This window comes from Rhizobium sp. PAMB 3174, assembly GCF_052908375.1.
The window spans coordinates 3,489,650-3,514,357 of the sequence record NZ_CM128608.1 but is presented as its reverse complement, the minus strand read 5'-3'; the positions used below and the strand labels follow the sequence as shown (position 1 = coordinate 3,514,357).

The following is a 24,708-nucleotide window of genomic DNA, read 5'->3' as shown; positions in this document are numbered from 1 at the left end:
CTCCCTAATGCGTATCGGGGTCTTCTCCTCCTCAAGACCGGGTGCCCCGAGCCCGGTCATTTCGGTCATACCTTGCGCGTCAGCGAGCGCTGCACGAGCATGGCGATGATGATGATCGACCCCTGGATGGTGGCGATCAGATATTCGCTGATGAAGTTCGACAGCAGCATGATGTTGCCGACGAGCTCCAGAATGAAGGCGCCGCAGATCGTGCCCCAGACGCGGCCCGCGCCACCCTTCAGTGCCGTTCCGCCGACCACCACGGCGGTGATCGCCTGGAGTTCCCAGAGAATGCCGGTGGTTGCCGATGTCGAACCGAGGCGGGGCACGTAGAGCAGCACCGCGACGGCGACGCAGAGCCCCTGGATCATGAAGGCGATGGTGCGCACGCGGTTGACGGCGATGCCGGAATAGCGCGCCACGTCGCTGTTCGAGCCGACGGCGACGACATGGCGGCCATAGCGCGTGCGGTAGAGCACGAATGCGGCAACCAGCGTGACGGCGAGGATGACGACGATCGGCACCGGAATGCCGAGGATCGAGCCGAAATAGGCTGGCCCGTAGATCTGCTGGATTTCCGGCGACTTGAGCGTGATGGCACCGCCCTGCGACAGCCAGATCGTCAGGCCGCGATAGATGCCCATGGTGCCGAGGGTGGCGATGAACGGTTCGATCCTCCCGACCGTGGTGATCAGTCCGTTCGCCAGCCCGCAAAGCGCACCGACGACCATTGCCATCACCACGGCCGCTGTCAGCATCAGCGCCGGATCGGCGATCGCGCCGGAATTCATGAACAGGATCATCAGGCTGGCGACAAAGGCCAGCATCGAGCCGACGGAAAGATCGAGGTCGCCGGCCGAAATGACGAAGGTCGCGCCGACGGCGATGATGGCGATGAAGGCGCTGCGCGTCGCGACATTGGCGAGATTGTTGAGCCCGATGAAGTTCGGATTGGCGAGCGCGCCGAGAATGAGCAGCAGTATGAGAGCCACGAAAGGTGCGACCGCCCTCAGGTCGATATCCGACCAGAACGGCGCCTTGCGATCCTTTTCGGGCTCGTTGCCTTCAGCACTCATGTCCAAGTTCAGCCTCCCACTGTTTCGGCCCTGTTGTCCCCGGCCGTTTGTCTTTGTCCTGCTTGTCTCAGCCGGCCATTCTCTTCAGGCCGGCGGAGTAGCGCATGATTTCCTGCTCGTTGATCTCGCCGCCTTCCAGCCAGCCGACGATCCGGCCCTCGCGCATGACCGCCACACGGCTGCACAGACCGATGATCTCCTGCATCTCGGAAGACACGACGATGATCGACTTGCCGTCGCGCGCCAGCGCCGAGATGAAATGGTAGATCTGCTGCTTCGTGCCGACGTCGATGCCGCGGGTCGGTTCGTCGATGATGATGATGTCCGGCTCGGTTTCCATCACCTTGGCGAGCAGCAGCTTCTGCTGGTTGCCGCCCGACATGCGCCCGGCGACGACGTTGCTGTCGCGCACGCGGATGTCGAACCGGCGCCGTGCCCTTGCCAGGGCCTCGGCTTCGCTTTTCGGATGCAGGTAGCCATAGCGGCTGTGCTGTTCGAGCGATTGCAGGGTCAGGTTGACGCCCATGCCGGAGGCGAGCAGCAGACCTTTCGACTTGCGGTCCTTGGTCATGTAGGCGAGGCCGGCGCGGATCGCGCCGCGCGAATCGCCGGAAGCGATGGTTTCGCCCTGGATGACGACTTCGCCCTCGAGCCGCGGGCGCAGGCCGGCCACGGCCTCCATCAGTTCCGTGCGGCCGGAGCCGATCAGTCCGGAGAAACCGATGATCTCGCCCTTGCGTACCTCGAAGCTCGCGTCGCGCACGAAGCCGGTCGTCAGGTTCTTGACACTGACCGCCATCGTCTCGTCGACATCCGGTTCGCGCTTCGTCGGGTAAAGGCTGGAAAGCTCGCGGCCGACCATCAGCTGGGCGATGGATTCACCGTCGAGAAGTTCGGTCGGCGCCGTCTTCACCCATTGGCCGTCACGCAGGACCGTGACCCGGTCCGTCAGCTCCAGCACTTCGTCCAGCTTGTGCGACACGAAAACGAAGCTGGTGCCGCTCGCCCTGAGCTTGCGCACCTGTTCGAAGAGAACCTTGGTCTCTTCCTGGGAAAGGACCGCCGTCGGTTCGTCCATGAACACGACGCGGGCGTCCTTGCTGATCGCCTTGGCGATTTCCACCATCTGCTTGTCGGCGACCGGCAGGGAGCTGATCAGCGCGTTCTCGTCGATGTGCGAGCCGAGCATGTCCAGCACGCGCCGGGCTTCTGCCCGCATGCGCTTCCGGTCGAGGACGCCGAAGCGTGTCAGTTCGCGGCCCAGAAACAGGCTTTCGGTGACCGTCAGATGTTCGGCGAGATTGAATTCCTGGTGGATGATGACGATGCCGAGCGCTTCGGCGGCGCCGTTCGCGGGCAGGGTGACAGGCTTTCCGTCGAGCAGGATCTCTCCCGCTGTCGGCTGTTCGAAGCCGGACATGATCTTCACGAAGGTCGACTTGCCGGCGCCGTTTTCCCCGACCAGCGCATGGATCTCGCCTGCCTTCAGCTCGAAATTGACGCTGAAAAGCACCTGTACGCCACTGAATGATTTGGAGATTCGTCGCGCGGCGAGAACGATCTCGCCCGCCTCGGCAGTCTCGAAACGCATTGATTCCTCCCGCGGCTCCCATCCGCAAGGGCATATGTAAACCTTTACATAGGCCGTGTAAAGGTTTACATTAAGGTCTAATGTCGAAAATGTGAGGCGCGGGATTTGACCTTTGCGCCGCCCGATGTAGTGTCGCGTCGAAAATCAGACCCGAGGCAGGCCGGCGTGTCGAATTCCCCCTCCGCAACCATCGAAGACGTCGCCCGAATCGCGGAGGTTTCCATCGCCACGGTGTCGCGCGCGATCCACACGCCCGAGAAGGTCGCCAATTCGACGCTTCACAAGGTCAACCACGCGATTGCCGTCACCGGCTACACGGCCAACGCCATGGCCCGCAGCCTGCGGCTCGGACGCTCCAACATCATTCTCGTCGTCGCGCCGGATATCGGCGACCCGAATTTTTCCAATATTCTCGTCGGTCTTGAAAACGAGGCGCGCTCGCATGGCTACGGCATCCTGATCGGCCACACGCAGAACGATCCGCAGCGCGGCGTCGAATATCTGAAATTCCTCAACTCGAACCAGGCGACCGGCCTCATCCTGTTTACCGGTGTCCTTCCGTTTGGCCATCAGGCGATGACGGCGCGGCTGCCGCCGACGGTCGGCGTGTTCGAGCCGGTCTATAATGGCGGCATTCCCTATGTCGGCGTCGACGACGTCGTCGGCGCCCGCAAGGTCGCCGATCTGCTTCTCGCCGAGGGACATCGCAGGATCGCCTTCATCGGTGATTCCCGCACGCGGCTCTCCTACAGCCGGCGCCGGCAGGGTTATGACGAAGGCATGGAGGCCGCCGGCATTCCGGTCGATCAGCGCATGGTGATCGAGGGCGACGGCACGATCGAGAGTGGCCGGCTCGCGCTCGAGCAGCTGTTCATGCGCAACACGCTGCCGACCGCCTTCATGTGCGTCAACGACCAGACGGCGGTCGGCGTCATGCTCGGCCTCACCGCCCGCGGCTACGACATGCCGCGGGACTTCTCCGTCACGGGCTTTGACGACGTGCCGCAGGCCGGCTTCATGTCGCCGCCGCTCACCACCATCCGCCAGCCGCGCACTGCGATCGGCAAACAGGCGATGGCGCTGCTCCTGAACATGCTGTCGGGCGCCAAGCCGCCGGAAGAGGAAATCCTGCTGATGCCGGATCTGGTGATCCGCAATTCGGTGGCGCCGCCGCGCAAGACCCAGCCATTGCCGACGCGGGTACCGGCCGGCGGCGACTGATCCTGCTTTATGCCGGCTCAATCCCGAAAGACAGGCTTGGAATTGAGCCTTTCCTGCCCCATCTTTGGGGCTTGAAGAGAAGGGCAAGACCAATGGACGCGTCCCCGCCGATCCGATTTGACAATTCCTATACGCTGCTGCCGGCGCGCTTTTATGCCGACGCCCGTCCGGCTCATGCCAGCGAGCCGCGGCTGTTTGCCTTCAACCATGCGCTTGCCGGCGAATTGGGTCTCGATGTCGCCCTTCTGGAACGGGACGGCGCGGAGATCTTCTCCGGCAACGAACCGCTGCCCGGTGCCGCGATGGTGGCGCAGGTCTATGCCGGCCACCAGTTCGGCCACTTCGTGCCCCGGCTTGGCGACGGACGCGCGCTGCTTCTGGGCGAGGTCGTCGACCGTGAAGGCCATCGCCGCGATATCCAGTTGAAGGGCGCCGGTCCGACGGCTTGGTCACGCAATGGCGACGGCCGCGCCGCGCTTGGTCCGGTGATGCGGGAGTATATCGTGTCGGAAGCCATGCATGCGCTCGGCATTCCGACCACCCGCGCGCTGGCGGCTGTCACCACCGGCGATACAGTCTACCGCGAAACGAAGCTTCCAGGCGCCGTCTTCACCCGCGTCGCCGCCAGCCATGTCCGTGTCGGCACCTTCCAGTATTTCGCCGCCCGCCAGGATGAGGAGGCCCTGCGCCTCTTGGCGGACCATGTGATCGCCCGCCACTATCCGGAGCTGGACGGTGAGGAAGACCGCTACGCTCTGCTGATCGAAGCGGTCTGCCGACGCCAGGCGTCGCTGATCGCCGAATGGATGCGCGTCGGCTTCATTCACGGCGTCATGAACACCGACAACATGGCGGTCTCCGGCGAGACCATCGATTTCGGTCCCTGCGCCTTCATGGATGCGTTCAGCTTCAACAAGGTGTTCTCGTCGATCGACGCCCACGGCCGCTACGCATACGCCAACCAGCCGACCATCGGCCAATGGAACTTGGTGCGCTTCGCCGAAGCCGTCCTGCCGCTGCTCGACACGGACATGGACAAGGCCGTCGAGCGCGCCAACGAAGCCATCAAGGCGTTCGGCAATAGTTTCAACGACCGATGGTTGGAGGTGTTGCGCGCCAAGATCGGCATTGCGACGCCGGGCGAAGGCGATTTCGATCTGGCGCAGAAGCTCCTGAAGCTGATGGAAGACGGACGCGCCGATTTCACCCGCAGCTTTCGGGCGCTCACCGCCAGCGCCCTGTCTTCGACGGCGGATGCCGACTTTGCTGCCGAGTTCATCGATCGCGAGGCTGCGCTGGCATGGCTTGCCGAGTGGCGGGCCCATGTCGATGGCGACGGGATTGCACCGGAAGACCGCGCCGCAGCGATGCGCCGCGCCAATCCCGCCTTCATTCCCCGCAATCACCGCATCGAGCAGGCGATTGTCGCGGCACGGGAGGAGGGGGATTTCTCCCTGTTCGAGGCGCTGATGCGCGTGCTTGCCAATCCCTACGAGGATCAGCCGGCGTTTGCCCGCTACGCCGAACCGCCGATGCCGGACGAAGAGGTCGCGCGCACGTTCTGCGGCACCTGAGCCGCAAACGGGCATGATCCTCCGGCAAACCGGTTGCCTTTTCCCCCGCCGCTCGCGATAAGTTCGTCGACTGTGCCGCAAAGGGGAAGACCATGTCCGACGATCATCTCGAATACCTGAAAGCCCGCTATACCGGCGACAACGAGAAGGCCGTCCACGACGAGCATTTCAGCAAGATCGTCGGCAAGGTGATCGACAAGACCGGAAAGCGCGCCGCTCCCTATACCGGCCTGCCCACCTTCCTCGATGCGCCCTATCGGCCGATCGACTGGGCCAATCCGGATTTCTCCGGTCTCGATGTGGCGATCATCGGCATGCCGATGGATCTGGCGATTTCCAACCGCAACGGTTGCCGTTTCGGGCCGCGGGCCCTGCGGGCGATCGAGCGGATCGGACCCTATAATCACGTGCTGAAAGTCGCCCCGACCTTCGAACTCAAGGTCGCCGATGTCGGCGACGTCAGTTTCCGTAGCCGCTACGATCTGATCGGTTGCCACGAAGATATCGAAAAGGCGATCGACGCGATCATCGCTGGCGGTGCAAGGCCGCTTTCGGTCGGTGGTGATCATTCGATCTCGCTGCCGATCCTGCGTGCGGTTGCCAAGAAGCATGGGCCGGTCGCCATGATCCATATCGACGCCCATTGCGATACCGGCGGACCTTACGAGGAATGCCGCTTCCACCATGGTGGCCCCTTCCGCCATGCGGTGCTCGAAGGCGCACTCGATCCGCGCCATACGATCCAGATCGGCATTCGCGGCTCTTCCGAGATGCTGTGGGAGTTCTCTTATGATTCCGGCATGACCGTCATCCACGCGGAAGAGTTGAACGCGATCGGCCTCGATTCGGTTATCGCCCGGGCGCGGGATCTGGTCGGCGACAGGCCGGTCTATGTGTCCTTCGACGTCGACAGCCTCGATCCGGCCTTCGCACCTGGCACCGGAACGCCGGAAATCGGCGGCCTCTCGACGCGCGAAGCACAGGCGCTGCTGCGGGGATTGGCCGGGCTGAACATTGTCGGCGGTGACGTCGTCGAGGTCGCGCCGCAATATGACGCCACCACCAACACCGCCCATGCCGGCGCGCAGATGCTGTTCGAGATACTGTCGCTGATGTGCTGATCGGCGGCACGACGCGGAAGGAAACCGACACATCCGAATTGTGATCGGCGCGCCAAATTTGCCGGTCTGCCTAACCTATTCGTGCTCGCCGGCACGAAAATTCGCGCATGCGTCGCATTCCGGCGGTCTAAAGCTGACTCGTACGACAAATTTTTGGCCCGCGAGTCGTGCGCGCCTGCAATTGCACTAAGCACATTCATTCATTTGTATAATGCCGAATTCGTGTCCGGTTGCAGCATCATTCTTATGCGCGGCCTGATGGGTGTGAGGTATGCCAAGTCCTCGTTCCGCCCGGGCGGCAGTTCAAACTGCCTTACACTTGACATATTGCACCGCAATATTCTGCGAGCCAGTTTCATGGCGCCGGGTCTAGGCGACCTGGTCTGTATAATCAAGCATACTTGGAAAGGCATACCAACAGACATTTTGAACTGAGCATTGAACCCTTTGGGGAAGGTCTCTTGTGGTTGAAGCGCGCGCCTAACGCGCCAAACCCCGAATTACCTGCGTGAGAGGGAAAGATATGGATAATTCCGAATTCATTCGCGTGTTGATTTTGGACGAAAACCCGGTCTTGGCGGACGGGTTGGCCGCACTCCTCAATTCAACCAAGAATTTAAGGGCCGTAAGGCCATTTGACGCTATCGACGACGTGTCGATTCAGGTGAGCAGGTTGCGTCCCGACGTGCTTGTGACAGACCCTGAGTTTCTCGAAAGGTCCGTTCCGGCCGGGCTTGTCGCCGTCAGTGAAGCCAGCAGGCAGACACGGGCCCTTGCCTATTGCGCGGTGACGGATCCGCATTCGTCGCGTCACTATATGAATCTCGGCTATGCAGGGGTCGTCCCCAAGACAGCATCGGTCCAGAAAATCCTCAAGGCCATAAATGTTCTCGGCCATGGCGGAGTTCTCGAGCCGCCCGAAGAAATGGTGGAGCCGATCACCTATCGTGCCGAGAGCACCGGCCTGACAGGGGCTGTGTCGGCGAGTGCGCCACGCGGCCCGCTGACCGACCGGGAAGAAGCGGTCCTGCGTTACGTGGCCATGGGCCTCGCCACCAAGGAAATCGCCGCCGACATCAGCCTCAGCCAGAAGACGGTCGAAACCTACAAGTCGAGGGCGGTCAAGAAGCTCTCGTTGTCGAGCCGCTCCGAAATTGTCCAATACGCCATCAGGAACGGCTGGCTGAGTTAATCAAGAGCATTCCAGTACATAGTGACACCGCTGCCGGTCATTGACCGCCAGCGGCTTTTTGCGTTGCACAATAATTAGGCTAAATGATTGATTTTTATGCCTAATTTTCGTCAAAAAATTTCGGGTTTTCCTTACAGCTGTCAAGCTATTCCTGACTTCCATCGATTGGATTTGAAGCGCTTATCTAAGGGCAGACTAAAGTTCTGTTAACCAAGATGCGCGGTGCCTCGATAGCGTCCGCAGCAGCTGAGAGGTGAAGGCGATGGCCAGAATTAGCGTGTTCGGAATCGGTTATGTTGGTGCGGTGTCGGCGGCATGCCTGGCCAATGACGGCCATCAGGTCGTGGCCTGCGATGTCGATCCCGAGAAGGTCAAGGCCATCAATTCCGGCAGGACTCCCATCGTCGAGCGCGGGCTTGGCGAAATGATCGAGAAGGCTGTCGCGGAAGGTCGGCTGACGGCAACCACCGACACGGCCGAAGCGGTGGCTGACACCGATATTTCCTTCGTATGCGTCGGAACGCCGAGCGCTGCGGACGGATCGGTCGGTTTGACCTATGTGGTGTCGGCCTGCGAGATGATCGGCGCGGCCATCGCTGCAAAGGGAGCGTTCCATTCGGTGGTCATCCGTTCGACCATCGTTCCCGGCACCATGGATTCGGTTTGTGTCCCCGCCCTGGAAGCAGCGTCGGGACTGAAGGCCGGAAGCGACTTCGGTGTCGGTTACTATCCGGAGTTCCTGCGGGAAAGCACGGCGATTGCCGACAACTACGACCCGGGCCTGATCGTTTTCGGCACACTCGACAAGCCGACCGATGAAATCCTTCACGCGATCAACGCCAAGCTGCCCTGCGAGTGCCATTCCGTCAGTCTCGCGACGGCGGAAATGATCAAGTACACCAGCAATTCCTGGCGCGCGGTCAAGGTCACCTTTGCAAACGAGATCGGCAATATCGCCAAAGCGTCCGGCGTCGATGGTCAGCTGGTGATGAAGATCCTTTGCTCGGACCTGAAGGTGAACATTTCGCCTTACTTCATGCGTCCCGGCTTCGCCTTCGGCGGCTCCTGCCTGCCGAAGGACGTGCGCGCCCTGCGCCATCTGGCCTCGGAAAAGCATGTCAGCTCACATCTCCTCGATGCCGTGCTGGAGGCCAACCAGGCGCAGATCGCGCGCGCCGAAACCATGGTCTCAGAACTTGGCGGCCAGTCGATCGGCATGGTCGGCATCAGCTTCAAGACCGGCACGGACGATCTGCGCGAAAGCCCGCTCGCCAAGCTCGCCGGACGGCTGATCGACAAGGGTTACGACCTGAAGATCTATGATCCCTTCGTGCAGACGGCCTTCAGCGAGGGCATGAGCGGCGCCGGTCGTGGCAATGACGCGGTCAACGATCTCTCGAGCCGCCTGGTCGCCGATGTCAGCGATCTCATCAAGGGCGCCGACATCATCCTCGTCGGCAATCATTACGATGAGGCGATGCCGCTCCTGATGGAACACTCGCTGAACGTTCCGATGGTGGACCTTCTGCGCATTCGTCCGGAGATGCGCTCGCACGGCACCTATCAGGGCATCTGCTGGTAAGGGGCGCGACAATGACACTGCCCGGCCACATCCTCTATCTTCTGGCGATCACCGCGCTTGCGCTTTGCGTTCCGAACTCACCGTTCGACAATTACACGGGTGCGCTGATCACGGTCGGAACGATCGGCCTCTGGCGATATGGCTGGGCAGCGACGAACATCGTGCGCGCGATGTACTATCAGAAGGTGGCCTATCCCCGTCGCCGGGCGGCGGCCGAGGCCGAATATCAGCGGCGCGGCAAGCGCAATCACGCCTTCTTCCTGGTGACCACCTACAAGATCCCTTCCGAGATCTCGGCCCGCGTGTACCGCAGCGTCTTCGAAGCTGCGTGCCACGCGAAGGGCGGAGCCTCGGTGATCGCTTCCATCGTTGATGAATCCGACCGCCGGCTGATCCGCCAGGTGATGGCCTCGGTGATGGAAGAACAGGGCGCCGGCAAGCCGGCAATCCACCTGCAGATCGACAAGATCCCCGGCACGGGCAAGCGGGATGCGCTCGCCACGTCGTTGCGCTCCATTGCCGCTCTCAATCCCGGCCGCGACGACGTAATCCTTCTCGTGGACGGCGACAGTTGCGTTCCCCTCGATGTCGTCGACCGGTCCATCCCGTTCTTCGCCGACCCGGCCGTCGGTGCCGTGACAACGGACGAGAGAAGCGAAACCCAGGGCAGCAGGTTCTTCCGCGACTGGTTCGAGCTCCGCTTCGCCCAGCGTCACGTGATGATGTCGTCGATGGCGCTCAGCGAACGCGTGCTGACGCTGACCGGCCGCATGTCCGTCTTCCGTGCCAGCCTCGCCACCGAGACCGGCTTCATCGAGATGGTCCGCAACGATCACATCGATCACTGGCGCCTCGGCCGCGTTCAGTTCCTGACCGGCGACGACAAGTCGACATGGTTCTGGCTTCTCAAGCGCGGCTACAAGATGCTGTACCTGCCGGACCTGCTGACGACGGCGATCGAAACCCAGCCGAAGCCCGGCTTCTTCGAATCCGCCGGCGTGCTGATGATCCGCTGGTTCGGCAACATGCTGCGCACCAACGGGCGGGCGCTGAGCCTGGGCCCGTCACGCATCGGCTACTTCACCTGGTGGTCGATCCTCGACCAGGCGGTGTCGATCTGGACGACGCTTGCCGGTCCCGCCAGCGTCCTGCTCGCCGCCGTTTTCGTCAGCGCCTGGATCCTGCCGGTCTACCTCTCCTGGGTGATGCTGACGCGATACGTTGCCTGCACGATCATCCTCGGCGCGCGCGGCCGCAGCTTTCCCATCAGCTACCCGTTCCTTCTCTACTTCAGCCAGATCGGCGGCGCCCTCATCAAGAGCTTCGTTCTCTTCCGCCTCGACCGGCAGAAGTGGACCCGCCAGACGACCGAGGGACGCGCCACCTCGCAGGGCATCGCACAGCGCTGGCGGGCAGCGGGCTCCACTCACATGCATGCGCTGGCCGTTGGCTGGCTGGTCCTCGGCATCGCCTATATCGGCGGCCTCATCTGATATGAAAGGATAGTCGACAATGGATATTGAAAATACTGCTCCCAAGAGTATGTCCGTGCAGTCCGACGTAGAACCGGGCCTGGGCCCGATGCCGCTCGACAATGGCAGCGAACACCCGTCCGTGCGCATTCCCTTCCGCGCCATCATCGACGGGCGGCAATATACCGGCTCCAGCATTTCGCTGGTGAACGCGCATGTCGCCGGCCTGTCCGGACCTGAGCTGGATGGCCAGAAGCGCCTCGCAGTCCTGCGTTTCGATTTCAGCGGTTACGCCATCACCTTGCCGGTCGAGGCCCGCATCGCCAGGGCCCAGAGCGAAACCGGCGAAATGCGTCTCGATTTCACCCAGCCGACGGGCGATCATCTTCCAGCCCTGCGTTATCTGCTGAACTCCTACATCGCCGGCGACATCATGTCGGTCGACCGGATCATCGGCCTGCGCGACAAGGCATCCGGTCCGGAAGCCAAAAAGGGGGCGGCGGCCTCGGGCATTGGTGGCGGCGCGCGCCGGTTCGCCCGCTTCCTCGCCACATCCGTGCTGACCCTGGCGCTGGCCGGGATTGTCGCAAATCTCGCCTACAGCCGCATCTTCTCGCATGAAGTGCCGCAGCTCGGAATGGTCACGGGCAATGGCGAAGTGCTGCGAGCCGTGGCGAGCGGCCAGATCTCCTACCTCAACACGGCGGCCGCCAAGGGCGATGTCGTCTATTCGCTGCGGTCCAATTCCGGCGACACGCTGAATGTCACCATGCCCTGCGACTGCAAGGTCCTGCCGGGCAAGATCGCTGAGGGCGCGACCGTCCTCGCCGGCGATCCGGTGGTCGAAGCGGTCAGCGGCAATGTCGAACCGGTGGTCGAGGCCACCATGTCACCCGATCTCGCCAAGATGCTGCTCAACGGTTCGCTGGCCGAACTGCACTTTTCGGACGGCCGCGTCGTCTACGCCAAGCCGGCCGACGCCCCGGACGCCTTCCGCCCCACGGGCCGCGAGCATGAAGTCGACGTTCGCCTCGTGCCGGATGGTCCGATTGCCGGCGAAGCGCTCGGAACGCCGGTTTCGATCCGTGTCGTCAATGCCACCGCCATGAAACTGAAGGACAGGGTCACCCGGCTCATCAACCAGATCCCCGGCCAGGTCTGATTTCCCGGGCGATGGATCTCCATCGCCGGATCGGACCCGAAGCCAAATAAACAGGAGAAGACGATGCAGACCATTCACCCACTGATCCTTTGCGGCGGTGTCGGCACGCGACTGTGGCCCTTGTCTCGGACAGAGCATCCCAAGCAGTTCCAGCGGATCGAAGGCACCACTGGCCGCACCTTTTTCCATGCCACGATCGAGCGCCAGCGACAGGACGGCTTCAGCGATCCGATCGTCGCCGTCAGCAGTGCGCATGTCGGAACCGTGCTTCAGCAGCTGCATGAGCTGAATTGCCCGGCCCGGATCATTGCCGAGCCTCTGTCCCGCAACACCGGCCCGGCGGTTCTCGCCACGGCCCTGACATTGGCCGAAACCCAGCCCGACGCGCTGATCTGCGTCCTGCCGTCCGACCATATCGTCCGCGGCGACCTCGCCGCCTGCGTGCTGGCCATGCGCCCCGCGGCCCAGAGCGGTCGCATCGTTCTCTTCGGCGTGCAGCCGGAATATCCCGAAACCGGATACGGCTACATCGTCGACGGCGGCCTGCTCGATGACGTGCCGGGCGCCCGCAGCGTGGCAAGCTTCGTCGAGAAGCCGCCATTCGAAGTGGCGAGCCGCCTGATTGCGTCCGGAAACGCCTACTGGTCTTCGGGCATCAGCCTGTTCCGCGCCGATGTGCTGATTTCCGAGTTCCAGCGCCTCGATCCCGCGACGCTCGCCGCCGTGCGCGCCTCCCTGGCGCTTGCCGAAGAGACGGATCACGCCATCTTCCTCGATGCGGAATCCTTCTCCGCGGCTTCCAACCAGCCGACGGAGTCGATCATCTTCGAACAGTCGCCGCTGACCGTGGTCGCGCCGCTTGCCGTCCGCTGGAACGATGTCGGTGCCTGGAGCGCTCTCCACCAGATCGCCGACAAGAACGAGGACGGCAATGTCATCAGCGGCGATGTGGTCTGCATCGACTCCCGCAATTCCTATATCCGCGCCTCCGGCAAACTGATCGCCGTCGTTGGCATGGACAATGTGGTCGTCGTCGATACGGACGACGCGCTGCTGGTCACGTCCCATGACAAGGCCCAGCAGGTCAAACAGGTCGTCAAGCAGCTGGAGTCGATCAAGCGGCGCGAGCTCATGCAGCATGCCCGCAACCAGATGACCTGGGGCGAGGTGCGCCGCATCCAGGAAGGCCCCGGCTACGAATTGCGTGTGATGACACTGCGTCCCGGCACCGCCATCACCTTCTCGGAAGATCCGCAATCCCACCGCATGCTGACGATCGCCGAAGGCCGCGGCGTCTTCAAGGGCGATGCCGGCACCAAGCCGCTTTCGACCGGCGAGACGCTGGAAATTCCGATGGGCGCCAGCGGCGTCATCTATTGCAGCCCGGAAGAGCCAATGCAGATCGTCGAAGTCTGCTGCAGCGTCGTCGTCGAAACGGTCGCGGCGCAAGCGGCTTCGCTACAGATGGCCGGCGAGTAGGGGGGAACTGGTATGATTGCCCGCCCCACGGTTCTCGCGCTGATCGGCGCCCTGCTCGCCACGGCCTCCCATGCCGCCGGTCCCAACGACCGCCGTCACACGGAGGATCTGTCGCGGCAGGTCGCCAACATCGCGGCGGTCGCGCAGCTCGGCGAGCCGCCGGCGGCCGAGGTGGGCAACATGGCCAAGGGACCCTACGCCATGACGCCGGCCATGCTCGGCGTCCTGCAGGGCAAGAAGACGGCGTCGATCCTCACGCTCGGCGCAGCTACCGGCGCGGGAGAGGTCGACAGCGTGAAGGTCGATTTCGTTCTCGCCCAGCTTCGCATGCAGATGGGTGCGAACTATCACCTGCAGCTGCGCCAGGCGCTCCCCTCCCGCGAAGCGCCGACACTTTTCGTCCGTGGCGGACGCATGACCTTGAAGGAACTCGCGGCGGCGGCGGCAAAGGTCGATCCGCAAGCCATCGTCGCCGAAGACGGAGGGTTCGTCGCTCACTGGCCGATCATCGTCTGGTCCGACGCCGAACTCGTCCTCGAACCCGGCGACGATCTGCGGCTGGACGATGCCAATGGCGTCTTCCTGTTCAATGCCGGCCTGCTGCGCGCCGACGGCGCGACCGTGACCGGTCTCGGCAATGGCAATGCGCGGCAGGAAAAGTACCGCCCCTTCATCACCACGGCGCTCACCGGCGGCATGCAGGTCAGCGGCACGCATTTCTCCAACCTCGGCTTTGACGGCTATTCGGCCATGGAGGGCGTATCGCTGATTGGCGGGGCGATCTTTCCGTCGAAGATCCGCTCCTATGTGGTCGGAAGTGTCTTCGACAATGCCGGCACGCTGACGTTCCGCAACGCCAAGAACCTCGTTCTGCGCGGCAATACCTTCCGGGCAATGAGCGGACCGGCGATCGAACTCAACCGCGTCGACCACGCCCGCATCGCGGACAATCTGATCTCCGGAACCCTCAAGTCGCATGGCATCAGCCTCAAGGGCGGCACGTCGGATGCCAAGATTACGAGCAATGTCGTGATCGACAACGGCGGCAGCGGCGTATTCGCAGCCAATGGTACGCGAAAGCTTACCATTTCGGACAATCTGCTGGCCGGAAACCGCCAGGGCGGCGTGGGCCTCGTTCGGTCCGTCTGCGCAGATCTTGCGGGCAACACCGTGTTCCGCAACGGCCAGTCCGGCATCAAGCTGAGGCAGACCTCTTCCGTGACCATCTCCGGCAACGATCTCGTCGGCAACGACGGCATGGCGGTCTCGGTCGTCCAGCAACCGATGTCCGGCGACCTGTCGATCAGCGACAACGTCTTCGACGGCAACAAGTCCGGCCTGTTCGGCGCCGCCGTGCGCTCCGTCGCGCTTACCGGCAACGACTTCAGCGCCCAGATGCCGATCCTGTTCGATGGCGAACTGGCGCGCTTCGTTCCTGCCCTCCTGAAGGCCGACACCGGCCTGCAAGGCGCGGACATGACGCTGACCGGCAACCCGCTGCCGAGCCAGATGGATGTGTCGGGCATTTCACCCTACGGCCTGGAAACCTGCGATCTGGGAGACAGAAGCTAATGGTCTTTTCCTCCGAAACATTCCTGTTCCTTTTCCTGCCGCTGTTCCTGGTCGTCTATTACCTGACGCCGGACCGCTTCAAGTCCTGGACGATCCTCATCGGCTCCTATGCCTTCTACGCCTGGTGGCGGGCGGACTTTCTCGTCCTGTTCGTGGCCGTCACCGCCTGGGCCTATGCCTGCGGCCTGATGATCGAGAAATGGGAAGGGCAGGCGCGCCAGAAGATCCCGCTGATCCTCGGCGTGGTCGGCTGCCTGTCTGTTCTCGGCATCTTCAAGTATCTCAATTTCTTCATCGACAGCTTCGCCGAGCTGCTCGGCACCACCCCGGACGGCCTAGGCGTTCACTGGCGGCTGATCCTGCCGATCGGCATTTCCTTCTACATCTTCCAGGCCGTCGGCTATGTCATCGACGTCTATCGCAAGGACACGCCTGCGACCCGCAATTTCGTCGACTTCGCGGCCTTCATCGCGCTGTTCCCGCAATTGATCGCCGGCCCCATCCTGCGCTTCCGCGACCTTGCCGACCAGTTCGAGTCCCGCACGCACAGTCTGGCGATGTTCTGCTCCGGCATGTACGTCTTCACGATCGGCCTGTCGAAGAAGGTGCTTCTCGCCGACGCGATCGCGCCCATCGCCGATCATACCTTCGGCGTGCCCGGCGTCACCATGACCGAAGCCTGGCTGGGTGCAGCCGCCTACACGCTGCAGCTCTATTTCGACTTCTCCGGCTATTCGGACATGGCGATCGGCCTTGGCCTGATGATGGGCTTCAAGTTCATGAAGAACTTCGACACGCCCTATGTCAGCACCTCGATCACCGAGTTCTGGCAGCGCTGGCACATCAGCCTCTCCACCTGGCTGCGCGACTACCTCTACATTCCGCTCGGCGGCAACCGCAAAGGCAAGCTGCGCACCTATGTCAACCTGATCGTGGTCATGCTGCTCGGCGGCCTCTGGCACGGCGCCAACTGGACCTTCGTGCTCTGGGGCGGATGGCACGGGTCATGGCTCGCGGCCGAGCGCGCCACCGGCTGGAGCAAGGTTGCCCGCAACTACGCCTTCGCCCTGCCGCTGACACTACTGATCGTGATGATCGGATGGGTGATGTTCCGCGCGACCAGCGTCGGTGATGCGATCACCATGTATCAGGGCATGCTCGGCCTCAACGGCTTCATGCCGCGGCTCGACTTCCTTGCCAACATCAGTGCCGAGCACATCGTGTTCCTGGGGCTGGCCTTCATGGTGGCGGCGACCGAGCGCCACTTCAAGGAACCGGCCTTCGAGAAGCTCACCGTCAGCGGTGACGGAACCGCCGTGCTCGACACCTCGCTCGTCTATTCGCTGACGATGACGGCGCTGATGGTTCTGTCGATCGCCAAGCTCTCCGAGCAGAGCTTCTCCCCCTTCCTTTACTTCCAGTTCTGACGCGAGGCGACCATGGTCAAGATTTCCAAAACCTATGTGAACGCCCTGCTTCCGGCAGTCTTCTTCGGCTACGCGATCTATGCCAACGCCGATCTCCTGATGACGCCGCCGAAGGAGGAAAGCTCCAAGCCTCTGTCCGTTTCCTACTTCGTCGACGGCGACGCGACCAAGGACATGGATCACCTCTACAAGACCTCGCTTCCGCATCGCGAGGTCGCGATCGGCGTCGTTGGCGCAGCGCGCTACGCGCTTCTCGGCGCCGGTCGCGACGGCGTCGTCGTCGGCAAGGACGGCTGGCTTTTCACCGAGGAGGAATTCCGGCCGATCTCCGACGCCGACATCAAGGATGCGGTCGCCCGTATCGCCGAGGTGCGTGACGAGCTTCGCGCCGCGGGAAGCCAGCTGGTGGTCGTACCCATTCCGGCCAAGGCCGATGTCTACGCGGAACACCTCGGCTCGATCATGTCCGGCGATGCCATTCGCCAGGCCTACGCTGATTTCAATACATCCCTGAAGGCCGCCGGCATGACAACCGTCGACAGCCGCGAGGCGCTGATCGCGGACAAGGAAAGAGGCGGCGTCTTCCTGCAGAGCGACACCCACTGGACGCCCGAGGGCGCGCAGGTCGTGGCGGGCGCGATCGGCAACGCCGTCAATGGCGCCGGCCTCGACTTCGTGAAGGAAGAGGTCAAGGGCAAGAGCGAGAAACCGGTCGAGTTCTGGGGCGATCTCACCAAGTTCATCACCTCGCCGGACTATGCCGCGACGGCCGGCCTGAAGCAGGAAAAGGTGCCGCTCTTCCGTGCCGAACTGCAGAAGGAGGATGCGGCAACGGACATCTTCGGTAGTGACGACGAAGGCGTGCCGGTGGTCCTGGTCGGGACCAGCTACAGCGCCAATGAAAACTGGAGCTTCCAGGACTTCCTCGAAATGTCGATGTCGACCGATGTCCTAAATCTGGCGAAGGAAGGCATGGGGCCGGGCGTGCCGATGCTCGATTTCCTGAAGAGCGACACGTTCAAGTCGACGCCGCCGCAGCTGGTCATCTGGGAGTTCCCTGTCCGCTATCTCAGCCAGGACATTCTCTGGAAGCGTACCGACGAACCGAAGTCCGCAAGTGCCCCCGACCCCACCAAGGGAGGCAAGAATGCCTGACCGCAAGATGATGCGCCGCGCAGCTCTCGTGCTGACCGCGCTGTTCGGCACGACGATGCTGATGGATGGCTCGGCCCTTGCACGCTCTTCCGGGGGCCCGAAAAGACCGTGGGCGAAGTATACGCTGCAGGACATGATGGATCCGAACTTCGACAAGGACAGCGTCAACAAGCCGAAGGCCAAAGCCCGTCAGAAGACCCACACGGTAAAGACAGCCCCCGGCAGGCCGGCTCTTTCTCCGCGCCTCGAAGCGGTGCGCAAGAAGGTCATCGCCCGCAAGAAGGTACCCTATTCCGACCTGCAGGCCCTGGCCGATGCCGGCGACAGCCTGGGCTCCTACAGCCTCGGCAAGGTGATCATGGCGAGGGGAAAGCCGGAACTCCTCAGCCATGCGCTGCACTACTTCGCCTTCGCCGCGATGTACGACCGTGACTATGCGGTTTCCCCAATGGTCCAGATCCTGGCCCAGAAGGATGCAACCATGGACCCCGCGCATCTCCGTCAGGCCGAAAAGGCGCTGCTGCGCCAGGCGACTGATGGCAACGACAAGGCGCTGGAATCGCTCGTTCGCTTCTACCGCCTCGGGCAGCCCTTCGGATCGAAGCCGAAAGAAGCGACCGAGCTTCTCGAGGCTCGGGCCGGCAAGTCCGATGCCGCTGCTGCCTACCAGCTGGCTGTTCTGCTGCTGTCGGGCGACGGCAGCCATGATGCGGAGGCCCGGCAGGAGGCGATCAGATATCTGACGATTGCGCAGGAGGGCGGCAATATCGGCATCCGCGCTGCCGCATTCAATCTGATCCAGACCTTGTCCGACGAAAAGCCCAACGACGATCAAGACAACAAGGTGTAGCCATGACCAGTTTCAAGAGACAGTCCATCCTTGCAGCGGCGGCTTCGGCTTTCGCACTCCTTGCCGCGGGCCACGCGTTCTCCGCAGAAGGCGACGACCGCTCGGCCTTCGGCTGCAGCAATCTCGAAGACATTTCCGAGTTGCAGATGATCGAAGGCAAGGACGGCATGTTCTACCGCATCCTCGCCGACATGCGCCTGCAGCACGCCTTCACGACGGAGGTCACCGACCGGATGGCGGAGATGGCCAAGGCGCTGGAGGCGAAAGGAACGACATTGATCTACGTGCCGGTGCCCACCAAGTCGCAGGTGCTGCCGCAATACGCCCCTGACCGGGCGCAGCTCTATGGTTTCGATCCGTCGATCGCCAAGGCCGTCTACGATGACATCGTCGAGCGGTTGAACAAGAAGGGCGTGACGACGGTCGATATCGCCGAGCCGATGCGCGAGAAGCCGGAAAACCAGTTCGGCGAACTCGCCTTCTTCAAGTCCGACTTCCACTGGACGGCACAGGGCGCCAATGCCGCTGCCGAGGCGGTCGGCGAGAAGATCAAGTCGCTGCCGGAATATGCCGACGTTACGCCGGTGAAGTTCAAGCGTGATGATGGCCCGGTCTCCAGCGAGTTCTCCAGCATGCGCAAGCTCCTGCAGCAGCATTGCCTCGACAGCGTGCCGAAAGTGAAAGCGCATACTTACGTAGTATCCCGCGATGACGACGCGGCAGCCGGTGGAGATGCCGGCAGCGGCCTCGACATCTTCGGCAACGAGGATACGGGCAGCATCGCGCTGATCGGCACCAGTTATTCCGACAAGACGATCAGCAACTTCGCCGGCCTGCTGCAGTACTGGAGCGGCCTGCCGGTCGAAAACTACTCGATCTCGGGCGGCAACCAGTTCGGTTCGATCCTGTCCTACATCACCTCGCGCGAATTTCAGGAGCAGCGGCCGCGGTTCCTGATCTGGGAGAACCCGATCTACAACAATCTCGGCCAGTACGGCGATGGCCCGTGGTTCGAGATCATCGCCGCCTCGCGCGGCGAATGCGACCAGGCGATCCCGCTGACCCCGGGCGAAGTCAACAGCTTCCACGCCGACCTGTCCAAGATTTCCTTCGCGCCGGGTGATGTTCTGCTCGCCGATGCCGGCGACGGAGGAAACCGCAAGGCGACCTTTGCCTTCACCGGATCGGATGGCGAAGTCCGCACCCGGACAATCAGCCGTGACGATCGTCTGCGTGCGACCGGCCGCTATTTCGCCTCGACGGCCGGCATGCCGAAAGGCGCGCTCAACGGCCTCGATCTCACCTTTGACACCAATGCTGGGTCCGACACGACCCTTCATATCTGCAAGACCAACCTTGGAGAGCAATCATGAAGACCATTCTTGCACTCGGCGCATCCGCCATTTTCTCGTTCACCGCGCTCGTCGGCACCGCATCCGCGCAGGATGCAGGCCTCTATGCCAAGCCGATCGATCCGAACTCCGCCTTCGTGCGGGTCATTTCGCCGGGCTCGTCCATCGCATCCGTGAAGGGCAGCTCGTTCTCCGGCTTGACCGACGGCGTGTCGCCCTACGTGGCCGTCGACCCCGGCGATATCAGCGTCTCCTCCAGCCTGACCAACGCCAAGGTCGAGGCCGGAGCCGGCAAGTTCTACACCGCCATCCTGACGCAGGACGGCACCAAGACGGTGGTGGACGACATGTCCAAGAACCCCGCCAAGGCCAGCCTGACGCTCTACAACCTTTCGGATGCGGCGGACGCTGCCGTCTTCGTGCCGCAGGCCAAGTCCGAGGCGATCTCGAAAGTCGAGATGGGCGGGTCGAAGACCGTAGCGCTGCGCGCGCCGCTCAAGCTCGATCTCGTCGTGAAGGCGTCCGGCAAGGACGTTGCGGATCTGCACACGGTCGAATTCAAGCGCGGCTCGGGCATCACCGTGGTTCTGACCGGCTCTGGCGACAAGCTGTCCGCCATTGCGGTTCCGAGCACCATTGCCCGCTGACATCAACAGGATTTCCGGAGGTTACCATGATCAAAACGCACGTTCGAAAGCTTTCGCTGATTGCAGGCGTCATGTCGTTGGCCGCCGGAACTCCGGCGCTATCGGACCCGATCACCGTCCGCTTCATGCCGCCGGAGGTCAAGGGCCTGCCGGACAACGTCTGCGCCCCGCGCCTGCGTGACGACCAGATCGTCGCGCAATGGCAGGCCTGGGACCAGAAGGCGCTGCCGAAGAAGGATTCCTATGCGATCCAGCGCGACATGGGCCGGCTGCGCGATCTCGATGCGGAGAAGTACCAGAAGATCATCACCCGCATCATAGCCCTCCTGCCGACGGTCGATCCCGGCTACACGGACACCGACCAGAAGTTCGACACCGTGCGCCTGATGCTGGCGCTCGGCGAGGCCGACAAGGTCCGAAGCCAGCGGCTGATCGCAACCCTTCTCGACAGGTCCGACTTCTCTCCGGGCTCTCTGAATACGCTTGCCGACTTCGTGCTGGCGGGACGGGGTATCGAAGCCGACCGTGCCGCCGGCCTGAAGCTGAAGGTCGAGGCCGCCTATGGCGGGAATGCCGACGCCATGCTCGATCTCGCGACCCTCGCCCGCAACGGCGAGAAGGTCGAAGACTGGGACATCGAACCCGAAATCGCCGTCAACATGGCCTTCGGCTCGCTCGTCGGCGTCCTCAACGCCGGCATCTGCGACCGCGTCGGCCGCATCGCCCGCGAGTTCTCCAAGGGCGAACTGGTGACGAAGGACATCACCGCCAGCGCGGCCTGGTACCGGTTCGCGGCCGATCTCGGCGACAGCTATTCCGCCTGGAAAGTGGCGGAGTTTAATCTCGAAAGCGACGAGATCGACAAGGACAACAATGTCCTCATCAAATACATGAAGCAGGCGGCCGAGGGCGGCAACATGTCGGCCATGCTGGAAATGGGCCGCACCTATGCCGAAGGCTCGCTGATCGAAAAGGACCGAAAGAAGGCATTCAAGTTCTACGACATGGCCGTTGCTGCCGGAAACCAGGCGGCGCTCGTGCGCGAGGCCCAGCTTCTGGAGGAGACGAAGGACCGCTCGCCGGCTGATCGGGAGGCCTATGAGAAGGCGCTTCGCAAGCTGGTCAAGCGCGACCAGCCGCCGCCATGGGCCTTTACGAGACTTGCACGACTGATTGTCGCCAGGACGGGCATTTGGGAGGAACCGCCGGAAGTGCGCGAACTTCTCGAAAAGGCCGTCGAACTCGGCGATGCTGATGCCAAGCTCGACCTTGCCGATCTGATCCTGCGGCAGTCGCCCGACGCTGATGGTGTCTCCAGGGCCTCGACCCTGCTGACCGCCGCGGTCGAGGGCGATGGCAAGATCGATGCAATCGCCGATCTGCACCGGCTCTTTCTCTGCGTCTCGCCGAAGGGACCGGACGTGAAGACCGCATCCTACTGGAGCGGCGTCGAGGATGCCGCGGGTAACAAGACACTCGAGATCGATCCGGACCAGGTCGATGAAATCTCGAAGAAGAACGACCCGTTGCTGGTGGCATCCATGCAGACGCAGGCACTCTACCGGCGTCCGAATGCGCTGGCCGTCTACCAGCGCTATCTCCAGGACACCGGCCGTACGCAGGAGGTTCTCGCCTTCTGGAAGAAGTACGGCGCCAATCAGGTTGGCGTGGATGCGGCGGTGGCGCTGCTCGATTTCAAGCAGAAGCTCCTGAAGGGCAATATCCCGGAGGCACGAAAGAGCATCGACGCCGCATCTGGCGCCGGCAACAAGGATGCCGGTCTGAACTTCGCCCGCTTCCTGATTGAAAACTACATCACCGACCGCAACAGTCTGCAGCAGGCGCAGGTGATCCTCCAGCCGCTTGCGCAGGCCGGCATCGGCCGAGCGGTTGAGCTGCTGGAGCAGGTCGAACAGGCGCTGGCCGGCGGCCAGACCGATACGGTCTCCAAATACCAGCAGGCCATGGCGCGCTATGGCGACATGTACGCCCAGCTCATTCTCGCCAGTTCGGCGGACGATGCGCAGACACGCGACATGTACTACCGGCGCGCGGTCGGCTCCCAGGGATGCGATTACGACGATACGATGGCGCTCGCCGAATTCGCCGTCCGCAACAACAAGGCCGAAGATGCCGACCGCTGGCTGACAATTGCCCGCTATCTCGCCGGCGACGATTCCTGGAGGAAGGTCAAGATCGGCGATGCCTACCAGGCAATGAACACGCCGCAGGCCGTGCAGACCGCGCTCGAAATGTACCAGGAAGCCCGTAAGCAGAAGGAAACCTCGGCCTATTTCCGGCTGGTCAAATACTACGGCAACGACCAGAGCGCAGCCTATGCGCCACAGACTGCCGGCAATCTTTTCGTCGAGCTGCTGAAGATTTCTCCACTGGAGGAAATTCCGGGCGAACTGGAAACGCTGGACAAGCTGAAGCCCGCCATTCGCAATGCGGTCACTGCGCAGGTCGACATCAAGGATCTCTACACACGCTCGGCCGAGGCGGGCCAGCCGGTCGCCATGCGCGAACTGGCCAAGCTTATCCAGAACGGCCCGGTGAAGTCTGCCGCGGCCGCGAGCGAGGCCGTCGACTGGCTCGATCGCTCGGCTAAGGGGGGAGACGCGGAGGCGATGTATCTGCTGTCGCAGTCTTACGCCTTCGGCACTGGCGTCGAGCCTTCCTTGGAAAAAGCACGTTTCTGGCTCAAGAAGGCCTCGGATGCGGGGTATCAGCAAGCCGGAAAGACCCTTTCCCTCATGACGATTCAACCGGAAGGATGACGTTTTGACCCACTATTTCACCCGAATGCTCTCAGTCGCCGGCTTTTGTGCCGCATCCGCCGTCCTCCTGGCGCAACCGGCAGCTGGCGCGAGCGGGTCGGGGGACTGCTTTGCCGTTCCTCGACCCGTGGTCTCCCTGAATTTCGGCAGTCGCTACGAAGCAAATTCCAAGACCCGCTCCGATATCGACGAATCCTCGAACGCCAAGGTCGACGCGGCGCTGAAGCCGGTGGACAAGTTCATTCAGGATCTGACCCGCTATTCCAACAAGGTCCGCGAGGCCCCTCAGAAGAACCATGACCTCGCGGTCTGCGTCATCAAGGCGATCGATACCTGGGCCAAGGCCGATGCCCTGAGCGACATGGAGACGGACAATGCCAAGCTGGCAGTCCCGTCGCGCATCGGTGGCATCGCCATTGCTTATGCCCAGGTCGTTTCCGAAGCGACCCACTATCCCAACGAACGGCGCCGTATCGCCCGCTGGCTGCGGGTGCGCGCCTACGAAACCATGGCCTTCTTCGACTATCGCGCGCCACCCAAGGCGAGCCGCAACAATCTGCGGGCCTGGGCAGGTCTTGCGGTCGCGCAGATCGGCGTCATGCAGAATAACACCAAGTTCATTGGCTGGACGCTTGAAACCAACCGTACGATGCTGGCGGATGCCTCGTCCAACGGCACATTGCCCCTGGAGATGGGACGCGGAAAATATGCGCTCCACTACCAGATCCATGCCCTCGGCCCGTTGACGACCTCTATGGCGTTGATGTGTGAAGCCGGCTACGGCAATAGCGGAGCGGACATGGCGAAACTGGCGAAGATCGTCAAGTTCACGATGAAGGCCGTTGACGACCCGTCCCTGGTTCAGCCGATTGCCGGCAAGGCACAGAAGTTTTCCAAGGGTATCAAGGCCAACGACCATTCTCTGGCCTGGGTCGAGCCATACATCGCGATGACGAATGATCGGTCGCTGTCGAAGGCGGTTGACGGCTACAGGCCGTTCTCCAACTCGAAGCTCGGGGGCAACATGACCGAAGTCTATGCGAACCGCTCGATCAGTTGCAGCACCGGGGGCGGCTGATCCGCTCCGGCAACAGGTCTCAGGACTGAAGGTCGGATATTTTCGATGACGCTGTCAGGAGGATCATGGGCTTATCGGCCTGTGCGTCCTTCTGCACTTCGTCGATCTGCCAGTCGAGGACTTCCGTCTTCACGAGATCTCGGATCGCGTCGAGGTTCGGCGCGCGGCCATGGCTGCCGGCAAGTGCCTCTCCCAGGCGATGGACGAGCGACGCCGTACGCTGGGTTGCGGAAAGAGCAGGGTTTTCGCGATCAGGGGCCATGGCAATCTTCCGACGAGAGGCAATTGCGACGATACTAGGGCAGGGGGCCTACTAAACGCTTAAGTCCCTCTGCAGCTTTCGGCTCAATTACCACCGATTGAGCGGCCAATCGAGC

19 protein-coding genes are annotated in these 24,708 nt (G+C 62.5%); 16 read left to right on the top strand and 3 right to left on the bottom strand.

The features are described 5' to 3' along the window. Positions 1–65 precede the first annotated feature (65 nt). Together ACU5AY_RS16930 and ACU5AY_RS16925 are read right to left on the bottom strand one after the other, a co-directional pair. A complete protein-coding gene (locus ACU5AY_RS16930; protein WP_446825973.1) occupies positions 66–1,076 on the bottom strand; it encodes an ABC transporter permease in 1,011 nt (336 codons plus the stop codon). A 67-nt stretch (positions 1,077–1,143) separates the two neighbouring features. Beyond that, positions 1,144–2,667 (bottom strand): sugar ABC transporter ATP-binding protein, encoded by a 1,524-nt coding sequence (locus tag ACU5AY_RS16925; RefSeq protein ID WP_446827076.1) that lies wholly within the window; start codon positions 2,665–2,667, stop codon positions 1,144–1,146. A 165-nt stretch (positions 2,668–2,832) separates the two neighbouring features. Here ACU5AY_RS16925 and ACU5AY_RS16920 point away from each other — a divergent pair, with 165 nt between their 5' ends. The 16 genes from ACU5AY_RS16920 (at position 2,833) to ACU5AY_RS16845 (ending at position 24,331) form a co-directional block, all read left to right on the top strand. Beyond that, on the top strand, positions 2,833–3,888 hold the full coding sequence (locus ACU5AY_RS16920; protein ID WP_446825843.1) for a LacI family DNA-binding transcriptional regulator: 1,056 nt from the start codon (positions 2,833–2,835) through the stop codon (positions 3,886–3,888). Between the two features lie 92 nt (positions 3,889–3,980). Then, positions 3,981–5,462, top strand: a complete 1,482-nt coding sequence (locus tag ACU5AY_RS16915; RefSeq protein WP_446827075.1) for a protein adenylyltransferase SelO — start codon at positions 3,981–3,983, stop codon at positions 5,460–5,462. Positions 5,463–5,554: 92 nt separating this feature from the next. Continuing rightward, complete coding sequence (gene speB / locus ACU5AY_RS16910) at positions 5,555–6,583, top strand: agmatinase (protein ID WP_446827074.1); 1,029 nt, start codon at positions 5,555–5,557, stop codon at positions 6,581–6,583. Between the two features lie 523 nt (positions 6,584–7,106). Beyond that, entirely contained in the window at positions 7,107–7,775 is a 669-nt protein-coding gene (locus ACU5AY_RS16905) for a response regulator transcription factor (RefSeq protein WP_446827073.1), read from the top strand. A 262-nt stretch (positions 7,776–8,037) separates the two neighbouring features. Further along, positions 8,038–9,357: a nucleotide sugar dehydrogenase gene (locus ACU5AY_RS16900; RefSeq protein WP_446827072.1), complete on the top strand. Its 1,320-nt coding sequence runs from the start codon at positions 8,038–8,040 to the stop codon at positions 9,355–9,357. A gap of 11 nt (positions 9,358–9,368) precedes the next feature. Continuing rightward, positions 9,369–10,850, top strand: a complete 1,482-nt coding sequence (locus tag ACU5AY_RS16895) for a glycosyltransferase (protein WP_446827071.1) — start codon at positions 9,369–9,371, stop codon at positions 10,848–10,850. Positions 10,851–10,899: 49 nt separating this feature from the next. Beyond that, complete coding sequence (locus ACU5AY_RS16890; RefSeq protein ID WP_446829044.1) at positions 10,900–11,991, top strand: pilus assembly protein PilZ; 1,092 nt, start codon at positions 10,900–10,902, stop codon at positions 11,989–11,991. Positions 11,992–12,054: 63 nt separating this feature from the next. Then, complete coding sequence (locus ACU5AY_RS16885; protein ID WP_446825836.1) at positions 12,055–13,470, top strand: mannose-1-phosphate guanylyltransferase/mannose-6-phosphate isomerase; 1,416 nt, start codon at positions 12,055–12,057, stop codon at positions 13,468–13,470. 12 nt (positions 13,471–13,482) lie between these two features. Beyond that, positions 13,483–15,042, top strand: coding sequence for a right-handed parallel beta-helix repeat-containing protein (locus ACU5AY_RS16880; protein WP_446827070.1), 1,560 nt, complete (start codon positions 13,483–13,485; stop codon positions 15,040–15,042). Beyond that, a complete protein-coding gene (locus tag ACU5AY_RS16875) occupies positions 15,042–16,469 on the top strand; it encodes an MBOAT family O-acyltransferase (protein ID WP_446827069.1) in 1,428 nt (475 codons plus the stop codon). The genes ACU5AY_RS16880 and ACU5AY_RS16875 overlap by 1 nt, the downstream gene beginning before the upstream one ends. Positions 16,470–16,481: 12 nt before the next feature. Then, positions 16,482–17,624 carry an alginate O-acetyltransferase gene (locus ACU5AY_RS16870; RefSeq protein WP_446827068.1) on the top strand — a complete coding sequence of 381 codons (1,143 nt, stop codon included), beginning with the start codon at positions 16,482–16,484 and terminating at the stop codon, positions 17,622–17,624. Beyond that, complete coding sequence (locus ACU5AY_RS16865) at positions 17,617–18,474, top strand: hypothetical protein (RefSeq protein ID WP_446827067.1); 858 nt, start codon at positions 17,617–17,619, stop codon at positions 18,472–18,474. The genes ACU5AY_RS16870 and ACU5AY_RS16865 overlap by 8 nt, the downstream gene beginning before the upstream one ends. 2 nt (positions 18,475–18,476) lie before the next feature. Next, positions 18,477–19,847 (top strand): alginate O-acetyltransferase AlgX-related protein, encoded by a 1,371-nt coding sequence (locus ACU5AY_RS16860; RefSeq protein WP_446827066.1) that lies wholly within the window; start codon positions 18,477–18,479, stop codon positions 19,845–19,847. Continuing rightward, positions 19,844–20,473, top strand: a complete 630-nt coding sequence (locus ACU5AY_RS16855; RefSeq protein WP_446827065.1) for an alginate O-acetyltransferase AlgF — start codon at positions 19,844–19,846, stop codon at positions 20,471–20,473. Before ACU5AY_RS16860 ends, ACU5AY_RS16855 begins: the two co-directional genes overlap by 4 nt. 26 nt (positions 20,474–20,499) lie before the next feature. Beyond that, positions 20,500–23,253 (top strand): tetratricopeptide repeat protein, encoded by a 2,754-nt coding sequence (locus tag ACU5AY_RS16850; protein WP_446827064.1) that lies wholly within the window; start codon positions 20,500–20,502, stop codon positions 23,251–23,253. Between the two features lie 4 nt (positions 23,254–23,257). Then, complete coding sequence (locus ACU5AY_RS16845; protein WP_446827063.1) at positions 23,258–24,331, top strand: alginate lyase family protein; 1,074 nt, start codon at positions 23,258–23,260, stop codon at positions 24,329–24,331. A 19-nt stretch (positions 24,332–24,350) separates the two neighbouring features. Here the strand turns inward: ACU5AY_RS16845 and ACU5AY_RS16840 are convergent, their stop codons facing one another. Next, a complete protein-coding gene (locus ACU5AY_RS16840; protein WP_446825827.1) occupies positions 24,351–24,593 on the bottom strand; it encodes a hypothetical protein in 243 nt (80 codons plus the stop codon). Between the last annotated feature and the right edge of the window lie 115 nt (positions 24,594–24,708).